12 protein-coding genes are annotated in these 12,688 nt (G+C 68.4%); 9 read left to right on the top strand and 3 right to left on the bottom strand.

All coding sequences use genetic code 11. The features are described from left to right. Positions 1-14: 14 nt before the first annotated feature. The 4 genes from dctP (at position 15) to A6B37_RS14680 (ending at position 3,848) form a co-directional block, all read left to right on the top strand. On the top strand, positions 15-1,109 hold the full coding sequence (gene dctP / locus A6B37_RS14695; RefSeq protein ID WP_102773097.1) for a C4-dicarboxylate TRAP transporter substrate-binding protein: 1,095 nt from the start codon (positions 15-17) through the stop codon (positions 1,107-1,109). Positions 1,110-1,181: 72 nt separating this feature from the next. Then, the gene (locus A6B37_RS14690; protein ID WP_102773098.1) at positions 1,182-1,715 is read left to right on the top strand and encodes a TRAP transporter small permease; all 534 of its coding nucleotides are present in this window, start codon (positions 1,182-1,184) and stop codon (positions 1,713-1,715) included. A 9-nt stretch (positions 1,716-1,724) separates the two neighbouring features. After that, positions 1,725-3,041, top strand: coding sequence for a TRAP transporter large permease (locus tag A6B37_RS14685; RefSeq protein WP_102773099.1), 1,317 nt, complete (start codon positions 1,725-1,727; stop codon positions 3,039-3,041). A 27-nt stretch (positions 3,042-3,068) separates the two neighbouring features. Beyond that, on the top strand, positions 3,069-3,848 hold the full coding sequence (locus A6B37_RS14680) for an SDR family NAD(P)-dependent oxidoreductase (RefSeq protein ID WP_111826163.1): 780 nt from the start codon (positions 3,069-3,071) through the stop codon (positions 3,846-3,848). A gap of 16 nt (positions 3,849-3,864) precedes the next feature. Here the strand turns inward: A6B37_RS14680 and A6B37_RS14675 are convergent, their stop codons facing one another. Further along, a complete protein-coding gene (locus tag A6B37_RS14675) occupies positions 3,865-4,425 on the bottom strand; it encodes a LuxR C-terminal-related transcriptional regulator (RefSeq protein WP_102773101.1) in 561 nt (186 codons plus the stop codon). Positions 4,426-4,542: 117 nt separating this feature from the next. Between A6B37_RS14675 and A6B37_RS14670 the strand changes: the two genes are divergently transcribed. Continuing rightward, positions 4,543-5,892: a sodium:alanine symporter family protein gene (locus tag A6B37_RS14670; RefSeq protein ID WP_102773102.1), complete on the top strand. Its 1,350-nt coding sequence runs from the start codon at positions 4,543-4,545 to the stop codon at positions 5,890-5,892. 19 nt (positions 5,893-5,911) lie between these two features. On the opposite strand, the gene A6B37_RS14665 is transcribed toward A6B37_RS14670, so the two are convergent. Continuing rightward, complete coding sequence (locus tag A6B37_RS14665) at positions 5,912-7,024, bottom strand: FUSC family protein (RefSeq protein WP_246842475.1); 1,113 nt, start codon at positions 7,022-7,024, stop codon at positions 5,912-5,914. Positions 7,025-7,138: 114 nt separating this feature from the next. After that, on the bottom strand, positions 7,139-7,606 hold the full coding sequence (locus tag A6B37_RS14660) for a GNAT family N-acetyltransferase (RefSeq protein ID WP_111826162.1): 468 nt from the start codon (positions 7,604-7,606) through the stop codon (positions 7,139-7,141). On the opposite strand from A6B37_RS14660, the gene A6B37_RS25980 reads away from it, so the two are divergent. From A6B37_RS25980 to A6B37_RS14645, 4 genes are all read left to right on the top strand, one after another. Beyond that, positions 7,605-7,844: a hypothetical protein gene (locus A6B37_RS25980; protein ID WP_146748010.1), complete on the top strand. Its 240-nt coding sequence runs from the start codon at positions 7,605-7,607 to the stop codon at positions 7,842-7,844. The genes A6B37_RS14660 and A6B37_RS25980 overlap by 2 nt on opposite strands. A 175-nt stretch (positions 7,845-8,019) precedes the next feature. Next, positions 8,020-10,971, top strand: a complete 2,952-nt coding sequence (locus tag A6B37_RS14655; protein WP_111826161.1) for an autotransporter domain-containing protein — start codon at positions 8,020-8,022, stop codon at positions 10,969-10,971. A gap of 186 nt (positions 10,972-11,157) precedes the next feature. Continuing rightward, on the top strand, positions 11,158-11,685 hold the full coding sequence (locus A6B37_RS14650; RefSeq protein WP_111826160.1) for a sigma-70 family RNA polymerase sigma factor: 528 nt from the start codon (positions 11,158-11,160) through the stop codon (positions 11,683-11,685). Beyond that, positions 11,682-12,644, top strand: a complete 963-nt coding sequence (locus A6B37_RS14645) for a FecR domain-containing protein (RefSeq protein ID WP_111826159.1) — start codon at positions 11,682-11,684, stop codon at positions 12,642-12,644. The genes A6B37_RS14650 and A6B37_RS14645 overlap by 4 nt, the downstream gene beginning before the upstream one ends. The last annotated feature ends 44 nt before the right edge of the window (positions 12,645-12,688 follow it).

Genomic DNA, 12,688 nt, shown 5'->3' with positions numbered 1-12,688 from the left:
ACCAGGAGACAACAATGAGAAGACGCGATTTCATCAAGACCGCCGGCCTGCTGGCCGGCGTCTCGGCCCCCGCGGTCTGGCCGTCCCGGCTGCTGGCGGCGGACAAGCCCGTATCCATCAAGTTCGACAGCTACATCGCCGAGACGGCCGGGCCTTCGCGCCTGGACGACTGGTTCCTCAAGCAGCTGGAGACGCGCAGCAACGGCGCCGTCAAGGTGCGCCGCTACTGGGCGCAGTCGCTGAATAAAGTGGGCGAGCACCTGTCGGCGGTGCGCGACGGCACCTCCGAGATGTCGCTGATCTCGCCGGGCTACTACCAGGCGCAGCTGCCGGTCACGCGCGGCCTGGAGTGGTACTACCGCATGAACCGCGCCGACGCGCTGCACCTGGTGTGCCGCGACGTCTACGAGCAGTTCCAGCCGCTGCGCGATGAATGGGAAAAGCGCTACCGCGCCAAGGTCATGTACTGGACCAACTGGTACTACGCGCCGCTGGTCACGCGCGAGCCGATCAAGTCGGTGGAGGACATCCGCGGCAAGCGTATCCGCGGCTACGGCGTGGCCAATGACGTGATCCAGCGGCTGGGCGGCACCGCCGTGCCGATGGCCGCGCCCGAGGTCTACACCGCGCTCGAACGCGGCGTGCTGGACGGCGTGTACGGGTTCGACTTCATCACGGCGGTCGGCTACAAGCTGCACGAGATCGCGCCTTACTTCACCGATATCGGCGACGGTCCGCACGGGCCGTCCGCCACCATCATCAACATGCGCACCTGGGAAGCCTTCCCGGAGCCGGTCAAGGCGCTGTGCAACGACATCGTGGGTGAAATCTACGGCGGCAAGTACACCGAGATTTTCGACGCGGCCGCGCGCCAGTACGTCAAGACGGCGCTGGCCGAAGGCGCGAAGTTCTCCTCGCTGTCCGACGAGGAAAAGCGCAAGGCCAAGGCGCTGGTGCAGCCCGCCGAAGTCCAGGCCTGGCTCGACAACGTCGCCAAGCCCGCGCGCATCGACGGCGCGCGCATGCAATCGCTGATCGACGCCGCCATCGCCAAGTACGACCCGCAGGGCACGCTCAAGCGCTTCGACGAGCTGGCCGCCCAGGCATGACCCACGGCGGCCGCGGCCAGGCGCCTCCTGCGGGGCGCCGCCGCGCCGCCTTCTTCTTCGAACGGCCTCCACATGAATGAAGAAACCCCGCTCGGCAAGCTGCTGCTTGCCCTCTCCAATATCATGGGCGCGATCGCCCTGGCTTTCCTGCTGTTCATGATGCTCGGCACCACCATCGACGCAGCGTTTCGCACCATCGCCGGCAGTCCGCTGCCGGGCCTGTTCGAGATGTCCGAGCTCAGCATGGTGATGATCGTCTTCATGGGCCTGGGCTGGACGCAGCTCGATGACGCGCACATCCGCGTGACCATGGCCCGGAAATGGCTGCCGGAGGCGGCCGGGCGCGCGCTCGACTGTCTGGCCTGGTTGCTGGCGGCCGCGATGCTGGCCGTGCTGGCCTATCCGGCCACCGGCGAGGCGATCGAATCGGTGGCGATCCGCGAGTTCCGCTGGGGCTATGTCGAGGTCCCGATCTGGTGGGCCAAGGCGGCCGTCGCCATCGGCCTGTGGTTCGGCGCGCTGCAGATGCTTTTCTGCGCCGTCCGGGCGCTGTGCAGCCGCGCGCCCAGGCGCGCGGCCGACGCCGCGACCGCCGCAATGCACTGAGGAGCCGGCATGGACACCACTACCGCCACGCTGATCGCCACCGGCCTGATCTTCGTCCTGATGCTGCTGGGCACGCCGGTGTTTGCCGCGTTGGGCCTGGCCGGCGTCGCCGGCATCGTCATGGTCGAGGACTTCGGCTTCGTCCTCAACCGCCTGAAATCGTTTTCGTACGCGCAGTCGGCCTCGTACCTGCTGACCGTCATCCCGCTGTTCATCCTGATGGGCGCGTTTGCGCATCATGCGGGCGTGGGCGCGCGCCTGTTCAACGTGGCGCGCAAATGGGTGGGCCATTTCCCGGGCGGCCTGGCGATGTCGTCGGTGCTGACCTGCGCCGGCTTCGCCGCCACGTCCGGCTCCAGCGTGGCCACCGCCGCCACGGTCGGGGCGGTGGCCATTCCGGAGATGAAGCGCGCGGGCTACGACCCGCGGCTGTCGGCCGGGGCCGTGGCCGCCGGCGGCGTGCTGGGCGTGCTGATTCCGCCCAGCGTGCTGCTGATCTTCTACGCCGCGCTGACCGAAGTCTCGGCCGGCAAGATGCTGGTGGCCGGCGTGCTGCCGGGCCTGCTGTCCACGCTGGTGTTCGTGGCGGGCATCTGGGTCGTCGCGGCCAGCGGCCGCGTCGGCGCGGCCCCGCTGCCGCGCCATGGCTGGGGCGAACGCCTGGCCTCGCTCAAGGACGGCTGGCAGGTGGTGATGCTGTTCGTGATCGTGCTGGGCGGCATCTACCTGGGCATCGTGACGGCCACCGAGGCGGCCGCCGTGGGCGCGCTGGCCGCGCTGATCATGCTGCTGTGCGCGGCGCAGGCGCGCGGTTCGCTGCGCGGCAAGCTGTACGAGAGCTTCCGCAACGCCATCACCACCACCGTGATGATCCTCTTCACCATGCTGGGGGCGGGCATCTTCAGCTTCTTCCTGAGCCTGGTGCAGGTGCCGCAGCAGATCGCCGAAGTGATCGTCGCATCCGACGTCTCGCCCACCCTGATCGTGATCCTGCTGCTGCTGGCCTATGTGCCGATGGGCATGTTCCTGGACGCATTCTCGATGCTGGTGATCACCTTGCCGATCATGTTCCCCACCGTCGTGTCGCTGGGATTCGACCCGATCTGGTTCGGCATCCTGGCGGTCAAGATGTGCGAAATCGGCCTGATCACGCCGCCGGTTGGCTTGAACGTCTTCGTCATCGCGGGCATAGACCGCAGCACGCCGCTGACCAAGATCTTCCAGGGCGCCTGGTGGTTCGTCATCATGGAATTCATCGCCACCGCCATCCTGTTCGCCTTCCCGGCCATTGTCACCCTATTGCCCGAAATGATGCTGGGCAAATGACGCCGCGCATCCGGCAAGGGAGCTTCCATGCAGCAAGAACGAACCCATGTCGCGCTGGTCACGGGCGGCGCCTCGGGCCTGGGCCGGGCCGCGGCCCAGGCGCTGGCCGCGCGCGGCGACAAGGTGGCGGTGGCCGACCTCCATCGCGACGGCGCGCTGGCATGTGCGCAGGAGATCGTCGCGGCCGGCGGCCAGGCCGTGGCGCTGGCCATCGACGTGACCGACGACGCCTCGGTGGCGCAGGCCTTCCGGGAAGCCGAGGCCGCGCTCGGCCCGATCGACGTCCTGGTCAATAGCGCCGGCATCATGGGCGTGGCGCCGCTGCTGGACTACCCCATCGCGGACTGGGAGCGGATTCTCGCCGTCAACGTCACCGGCACCTTCCGCTGCGCGCAACGCGCGGCCGCCGGCATGGCCGCGCGCGGCTACGGCCGCATCGTCAACCTCGCCTCGATCAGCGGCGTGCGCGCCGGCATCGGCCGCGCCGCCTACGGCACCTCCAAGGCCGCGGTCATCGGCCTGACCCGGCAACTGGCCATGGAGCTGGGCCCGCTCGGCATCACCGCCAATGCGGTCGCGCCCGGGCCGGTGGTCACCGCCATGACGGCCGACGCCTATACGCCGGAAACCCGCGCCGCGTTCGAGGCCATGCTGCCGGTGGGCCGCCTGGGCACCGCGCAGGAGATCGCCGAGGCCATCGTCTTTCTGGCCTCGCCGGGCGCGGGCTACATCAACGGCCACATCCTGGCCGTCGACGGCGGCTACCTGGCGGCCGGCGTGAGCCGCACCGGCAGCGTCTCGCGCTGACGGCCGGCCGCAAGCCTCAGGCCTTGCGGTCGACCATGATGATGCGCGAGACCAGCTCGGCGGTGTTCTTGACCTCCAGCTTGCGCATGATGCGGCCGCGGTGCACCTCGACCGTGCGGTGCGAAATCTTCAGGCGCGCGGCGATCTCCTTGCAGCTCAGGCCGTTGACGACGTAGCCGGAAATCTCGCGCTCGCGGCGGGTCAGGTTGGCGGTCTTGACCGGATTGTCGGCGATCCGCTCGAAGCTCCAGATCATCAGGTCGAAAGGATCGTCGGAGGTCAGCGTGATGCCGCGCGCGCGGGCCCAGAAAATTTCGCGGTTGCGATGCTGCATGAAGCGTTCGTCTTCGTAGTAGCAATTGCTCTGCAGGTGATTCAGGCAGCGCTGGCCGATCTCGTGGTAGTCCGCCCGCGACGGATACAGCTTGAGGATCGATTCGCCCACCAGCTCTTCGCGCTTGTAGCCGAACAGGTGCGCGAACGCGTGATTGCACTCGGATATCTTGCGCGAACGACAGACGACCTGCGGAGCAGGCGATTCCGTGAATGCCAACAACGCCAGATTGTGGTCCCGCATGCCTGTCTCCGTTTATCGCTCTATCGAGGACATATATACCGCAGCCGCGGCCGGCCCGACAACGGCCAGGCCGCGGGGCTCGTGCACAATCTAGGCTTGTTCCAAGAGGAGACACATATGGAGACTCTCGATTCGATAGTGAACGGCGTCAACGGCCTGGTGTGGGGGCCGCTGATGCTGGTGCTGATTCTGGGCACGGGCCTGTTCCTCATGCTGCGGCTGGGCTTCATGCCGCTGACCAAGATCGCGGCGGGCTTTCGCCTGGCGTGGCGCAGCCGCGCCAAGGGCGACGAATCCACCGGGGAGATCAGCCCGTTCCAGGCGCTGATGACCAGCCTGGCCGCCACGGTGGGCACCGGCAATATCGCCGGCGTGGCCACCGCCATTTTCCTGGGCGGTCCGGGCGCGCTGTTCTGGATGTGGGCGACGGCCCTGGTGGGCATGGCCACCAAGTACAGCGAAGTGCTGCTGGCCGTGCACTTCCGCGAGAAGGACCCGCGCGGCGAATTCACCGGCGGGCCGATGTACGCGATCCGCAACGGCCTGGGCCCGAAATGGGCCTGGCTGGGCGCCTTGTTCGCGCTGTTCGGCGGCCTGGCCGGATTCGGCATCGGCAACATGGTGCAGGTCAACAGCATGGCCGACGCGCTGGGCGCGTCGTTCGGCGTGCCCGACTGGGTGACCGGCCTGGTCTCCATGGCGCTGATCGGGCTGGTGGTGCTGGGCGGCATCCGCCGCATCGGCGCGGTGGCCGAGGCGCTGGTGCCGTTCATGTGCGTGGCCTATATCGTGGCGTCGGTGATCGCGCTGATCGTCATGGCCGAGGCCATCCCGACCGCGCTGGCGCTGATCTTCACGCATGCGTTCTCGCCCGTCGCGGCCACCGGCGGCTTTGCCGGGGCGGCGGTGATGGCCGCCATGCGCTACGGCGTGGCGCGCGGCATTTTCTCGAACGAAGCCGGGCTGGGCACCGCCGGCATCGTGCAGGCCGCGGGCACCAGCAAGAGCCCGGTGCGCTCGGGCATGATCGGGATGATCGGCACCTTCATCGACACCATCGTCATCTGCACGATGACCGGCCTGGTCATCGTGTGCTCGGGCTTGTGGACCAGCGGCGCCAGCGGCGCGGTGCTGTCGGCCGCCGCGTTCGACGCGGCGCTGCCCGGCATCGGCCGCTACGTCATCGCGGTGGCGCTGGCGATCTTCGCCTTCACCACCATCCTGGGCTGGAGCTATCTCAGCGAGCGCTGCTGGGAGTTCCTGGTGGGCGTGCGCGCCATCCTGCCGTTCCGGATCGTCTGGGTGATCGCCGTGCCGTTCGGCGCCATCGCCCACCTCGATTTCGCCTGGTTGCTGGCCGATACGCTGAACGGGCTGATGGCGGTGCCCAACCTGATCGCGCTGGTGCTGTTGTCGCCGCTGGTGGTGAAGCTGACGCGCGAGCATTTCGCCGCGAACCGCGAATAGCCCGCCCGCGCCGGCCGTGTTACCGGCGCGCGGAGCCGCCGTCGAGGTGCTCGGCCAGCGCGTCCAGTTCGCGCGCCACTTCATGCAAGGCCCAGCGGATGACTTCGACGGACTCCCGTTCCGTCGGGTCGAAGCCGCCGTCGCCCATGGCGGCCTCGATGATGCCGTCCAGCTGCCGCAGCGGCGAGCCGAAACGGGGCGGCGGCGCCGAACGGCGGTCCTCGCGCAGCGCCTGCGCCAGGTCCTCGACCTGCGCCCGCGCCGCTGCGGCGATCTCGTCCAGCGCGGGCCCCAGGCGTCGGCAGATGTTGTCCGTGAGCGGCACGTCGCCGGCGCGCTCCATCAGGGTGACGGTGCGCCACAGGCGGTCTATGCCGTCATGCAGCCGATAGGCGGCGCCGTGCGGGTACAGCAGATCCATGGGAAAGGTGCGCGCCTGCGATGACATGTCGCGCGCGCGCTGGCGCGCTTCTTCCATGGCCGTCCGGCCGTGCAGGCAGGGGCGCTGGCTGCCGTCATTCAAGGCGGCGGCCCATTGCACCAGCAGGTCGCCGAAGGCCTCGATGGAGGCGGCCAGGCTGGTACGCACGCTGCGGCGCGCCGACAACGGCAGTACGGCCGCGGCAGCCAGGATGCCCGAGGCCGAGCCGATCATGATGGCGACGGTTTTATGCATGGCGCCGGCCAGGATGTCGGCGTCCGGCGTGACGGTCAGGATGGTGACGGTGACCAGGCTGTAGCTCAGGGTCGGCCAGCGCATCGAAATGTAGGCCGTAAGGCCGACCCCGATCACGATGCTCCACCAGATCGCCAGTCCGCCCACCTGCGACAGCACGACCAGCGAGACGCCGATCGCCACGCCGATCAGGGCGCCGAGCACGCGGGCCGTGCCTTCGCCGATGGTTCCTTCCACGCTGGCCCGCACCACGAACAGGGCGGAAAAGGCGCCCCAGGCGATGTCCGGCAGGTTCAGCCACTGCATGCAGGCATAGGCCAGCAGTACCGCTGCGACGGTTTGCACCGGCAGGCGGATGATGTCCCGCCCCAGCGCGCCGTCGACGGACCGGCGGTTCAGCAGGGCGAGGAACGCGGCGGGAGCGCGGGAGCGGCGTGGCGAAGCAGGGTTTTTCAAAATATCGGCGGCTGGCGTGTACCGGTACCCCGGCGAGCAAGCGACATGCCCGGGCAGGACGATGCGCTTGCAGCGCCCAGGCCATGCTTGCCCGCTTTTAGGGCGGCGGCGCCTTCAAGCCGGTTCGAGGCGCAGCGTCAACTGCGGCCTGACGCGGGCCGGCTCGCCGTCGATGGGCGCGGCCACCGCGCCCAGGCGGCGGGCGCCGCGCGACAGGTAGAACGGTTCGGCATGGGGCTCGGCGTCGATGTGCATTTCCGTCGCGCCCAGCGCGCGCGCCCGATCGGCCGCGTGGGCGAACAGGCGGTGGCCGAAGCCCTGTCCGATCAGGCCGGGGCGGATCCACAGATTGTCCAGCGCGCAGATGCCGTCGCCGCCAGGCTCCAGCGTGTAGAAACCTATCAGGCCGTCATCGTTTTCGGCCACCACGAACGGCCGCGCGCCGATCCACGACGCATGCGGCGTCAGGTCGTCGCGCCATTGCTCCAGTTGCCGGGCCGAATAACCCCAGTGAGCCTTGGAAGCCAGCGCAAGCGCGCCCAGCGCGGGCAGATCGGAAACGGTTGCGGAGCGAAAACGCATGAAGATTCTCGAAATCGGGTTGCAGGGACGCCAGCCAGGTTTATTTCCAGTTATTTCTGAATTGCTTCAGAAAAACTGCGATCCGGCCTGGAATTCGTGGATCAGGATGGTATCCGAATATCGCCGCTTCGGTAATAAAGATGGTATCCGTAGATGCACGCTGAACAAACCGGATGCCATCCATTTAGCTAATGAAATCATGCGGTTGGTATCCAATCGCACTATTTCAATTATCTAGCCCTTGTTTGATCGCTAATTCTTTTTATTGCCAAAAAAGCGGTATACATTGCGTCCTTTTTTCGCGGAAGCCCATTCAATTTCAGGCAGGCCGGATTGTTACGTAAAAACACTTTTACAGCAATTCGGTAATGCGGAATTAATGCGGCGATTAATCGAGATAGGGAGTATCTACGTTGATACAGGGCACGAAGAAATGGCTGACGGCGACGCTCGCGCTGAGCGCGTCCTACGGAGGTAGCGTCATCGCTGCGGACCTGACCGTGACGTCGGGCGATACGCGGGTGTTTGACGGTTCGGTCAATTTTCCCGGTGGGGTCGACGTCAGCGGCGGCACGCTGGTGATCGGCGGCAATGGCGGCGGGGCGGGCGTCACGCTGGGCGGCGGCGTCAACGCGACATCGAACGGCACCATCGCGGGCTTCGGTTCGATCAACGGCGATCTCAATGTGAGCAATGCGCGCGTGGCGCCCGGTTATTCCGTGGGCACGCCGACCGGGGTCTCCAACGGCAATCTGGTCGTCAACGGCAATGTGTCGATGAACAACGCGGTGTTCGACTTCGAGACCGGCTACGCGGGCCTGCCCATCACGCAGCCCGGCACCGGCGACAACATCACCGTGCGCGGCGACGTGGCGCTCAACAACACGACGCTGAATGTCTCGGTCAACACGCTGGGCGTGAACGCCGGCTACTACCGGATCATGTCGTACACCGGTTCCCTGAGCGGCAACGGCCTGACGCTGGGCCCGGTCACCGGCGACTCGACGCCCGGCGCGACCATCCAGACGCTGACCGGCGACAAGCAGATCAACCTGATCCTGGGCCCGAGCACGACCAATCTGTGGAACGGCGACGGCCTGGCCTCGGCCACCCGCGCCGGCGGCGGCAGCGGCACCTGGAGCGCGGGCAGCGCGAACTGGAGCAGCCCGACCAACGCCACCGGCGCCTTGCCCGACGCGGGCTACGCCATCTTCGCCGGCCAGACCGGCGTGGTGAACGTCGAAGGCCCGGTGCGCGTGTCCGGCATCCAGTTCGCCACCGACCGCTATCGCCTGCAGGGCGCGCCCATCACCCTGGTGGGCAGCGGCGGCAATCCGCCGGCCATCGTCGTGGGCGACGGCACCTATGCTTCCGGCCAGTTCGTCGACATCATCGACAACCCGCTGCAAGGCACGCAGGGCTTCGTCAAGACCGGCCCGGGCTCGGTGATCCTGACCGCCGACAGCAGCGGCCTGACCGGCCCGATCCTGATCGCCGACGGCGCGCTGGAAATCGACGGCAAGCTCAACGGCCCGGTCGATATCGGCCGCGAAGTCGTGCTGGCCGGCGTCGGCCAGCTGGGCAGCACCACGCTGTATCCGACCGCGGTCGTGTCGCCCGGCAACGACGGCTCGCCCATCGGCACGCTGACCATCAACGGCAACCTCGACTTCGGCGAGAACACCATTTATCGCGTGCACGCCGATCCGGCCAGCAACGCCAGCGACCGCATCCACGTCACCGGCGTGGCCAGGCTGGACGGCTCCGTGGCGCACGTGGGACCCAATGGCAACTACGCGCCGCGCACCACCTACAACATCCTGACCGCCGACGGCGGCGTGCAGGGCCGCTTCACCGGCGCCACCAGCTCGTATGCGTTCCTGACGCCCACGCTCAGCTACGACGCCAACAATGCGTTCATGACGCTGGCGCGCAACGACGTGCCGATCGGCGACATCGGCGACACCGACAACGAAAGCAGCGTGGGCGACGCGCTGGACAAGGAAGAACCGCCGGCGACGGGCGGCGACAAACCCTCGACCGGCGGCGACAAGCCCGCGACCGGTGGCGACCAGCCCGCGACCGGCGGCGACAAGCCCGCGACCGGCGGCGACAAGCCTGCGACCGGCGGCGACAAGCCCGCGACCGGCGGCGACCAGCCTGCGACCGGCGGCGACAAGCCCGCCACCGGCGGCGACAAGACCCCCGTGACGGGCAGCGGATCGTCCACGCCCACCGCCGGCGAATCGCAGCTGGTCGGCAGCGGCATCGCCGCGGACAAGACCACGGGCGCCAGCCAGGTGGCGACGGCCGTGCTCACCATGACGCCGGAGCAGGCGCGCTCGGCCCTGAAGCAGCTGTCGGGCGAAGCCTACGCCAGCACCGCCAGCGTGCTGCAAAGCCAGGCCGACACCGTGCGCTCGCTGCCGCTGGCGCATCTGCGCGGCAACCTCGACGCGCCGATGCTGGCGGGACGGCCCACGGCGCAGCTGGGCGCGTCGTCGTCCGACGCCATGCCGCAAAGCGGCGCATCGCCGATCTGGGCGCAGGCCTTCGGCAACTGGAGCCATTTCGGCGGCGACGGCAACGCCTCCAGCCTCAGCCAATCGGCCGGCGGCCTGTTCGTCGGCGGCGACGGCGAGGTGGGCGGCGGCTGGCGCCTGGGCGGCGCGGTCGGCTACACCGGCAGCCATGCCTCGATCGACGACGTGGCCTCGCGCACCAGCATCGACAGCTATACGGCGACGCTGTTCGGCGGCCGCAACTTCGCGGCCGGCCCCGGCCACATCCGCTTCATGGCGGGCGCGGCCTACACCTGGCACGACATCGACACCAAGCGCGACGTCGCGGCCGGCAGCCTGAACCAGCAGCTCAAATCGTCGTACAGCGCGTCCTCGACGCAGCTGTTCACCGAACTCGGCTACAAGCTGTCGCTGGGCGACGCCTACACCGTCGAGCCGTTCGCCGGCCTGGCCTGGAACCAGGTCCGCACGCGCGACTTCGAGGAATCGGGCGGCACCGCGGCGCTGCACGGCAAGGGCAGCACCGATGACGTGACCAGCACCACGCTGGGCCTGCGCGGCGCATGGCAGTTCGGTTCCGACCGCGCGCCGGGCCGCCTGACCGCGACCCTGGGCTGGCGCCACGCCATGGGCGACGTGAAGCCGCGCCAGGAACTGGCGTTCGACGGCGGCAGCACGTTCTCGGTAACGGGCGTGCCGATCGCGCGCGACGCCGCGGTGCTGGGCCTGGGCGCCGAAGTGGCGATCACGCGCAACACCACGGCCGGCTTCGCCTATGACGCCCAGTTCGGCGGCGGCAATCGCCAGCAGTCCGGCATCTTCAGGCTGGCCGTGCGTTTCTAAGGCCGTGCGTTTCTAAGGCCGTGCATTTCTAATGCCTGCGCGCCCGATCCGCGCGGGCGCCGCGAGCCGCGGCGGGCCGGTTTCGTCCGGTCCGTCGCGGCTCTTTTTCGTTCTATTAACAAAAAGAATCAATATCATTTAGAATTCGGAGCACTCTACTCACGCAGCCATCGCACAGTCCGTTCCATGTCTTTGCTCAAGCGTCGCAGCACTTTCGACCTGTTCTACAGCGAGCATCATGCGTGGCTTTTCGGCTGGGTCCGGCGCAAGCTGGGCTGCCGTTCGTCGGCGGAAGACCTGGCCCAGGACACCTTCCTGCGCCTGCTGCAGCGGGGCGGCGTCGAAGATGTGCTGCAACCGCGCGCCCTGCTGGCCACCATCGCAAGGCGCCTGATCATCGACGAAAGCCGCCGCCAGGACATCGAGCGCGCGTACCTCGACACTTACGCCGCCCTGCACGCGTCGGGCTGCGCGCCCTCCTCGGAAAGCGTGGCCGCGGCGGTGCAGGCCCTGACCGCGCTGAGCCTGGCCATCGACAGGCTGCCCGGGCAGGCTGGCCAGGCCTTCCTGATGAGCGTGTTCGACGGCATGCTGCACAAAGACATCGCGCTGGCGCTGAAAGTGTCGGAGGCCACGGTGCGCCGGCATATCGCGCTGGCCTTGCTTGCCTGCCGCGACGCATTCGTGCAGGCGGGCTGGAACCCGGCGCCGTGAACGACGACAGCGTCCAGCGCAAACTGCTCGAAGAGGCTGCCGACTGGCACGGCCTCATGAGTTCGGGCGAGGTCAGCGCGCAAGACCGCGAAGCCTGTCGCCAATGGCGCGAACGCAGCGCCCGCCACGAGGCCGCCTGGCAGGAACTGGACCGCGTATGGGCGATCTTCGCGCAGCAGGCGCAGGCGCTGCCCGGCGGTCGCGCGCGCGCCATACTTTCCGCCGGCCGGAAATCCCGCCCCAGGGGCCGCCAGGCCCTGCTTGCGCTGGCGCTGCTGGCTCCCCTGACCGCCTTGTTGCTGCATTACGCGCCGCCGGCCTGGCTGCTGGCCGACCACCGCAGCCACGTGGGCGAACTGCGCGAACTCTGGCTGGCCGACGGCAGCACACTGGTCCTGAACACCGACAGCGCGGTCGACGTGGTCTACACCGGTACTGAGCGCCGCGTCGTGCTGCGCCAGGGCGAGGTGCTGGTGAAAGTGGCCGCGGACCCGGCGCGCCGTCCTTTCGTGGTCCGCACCGAACAGGGCGAGGCCACGGCCCTGGGCACGCGCTACGTGGTCAGGCAACTGCGTGGCGCCACCGAAGTCCTGGTGACCGAATCGCAGGTCAAGGTCTGCCCGGCGCAGGCCGAACCGTGCGCCGCCGTGCCGGCGGGCCAGGCGGTGCGCATGACGCGCCAGGGCCTGGGGCCTTTGCGCGCGATCGACGCCGACGGCGCCGAGGCCTGGGCGCATGGGCGCATCTCGGTGCGCGATGCGCCGCTGCCCGACGTGCTGGACCAGCTGGCGCGCCATCGCCGCGCCTATTTCTGGTTCGACCGCCAGGCGTTGCAGGGCCTGCGCGTGTCGGGCGTCATGCCGCTGCAGGGCGACGAGGCGCTGCAGGCCCTGGAGGAGCTGCTGCCGATCCGCGTCGAGCGGGTGCTGCCCGGCGTGCTGCGCATTACGCTCCGCTGATTTGTAACGGCATTGCGCGCTTCTCGATGCCCGGCCGTCCTGTC

The sequence above is a fragment of the Achromobacter sp. HZ01 genome, from assembly GCF_003267925.1.
In the GTDB taxonomy this organism is placed as follows: domain Bacteria; phylum Pseudomonadota; class Gammaproteobacteria; order Burkholderiales; family Burkholderiaceae_B; genus Achromobacter; species Achromobacter pulmonis_A.
This window is presented reverse-complemented; position numbering and strand designations above follow the sequence as displayed.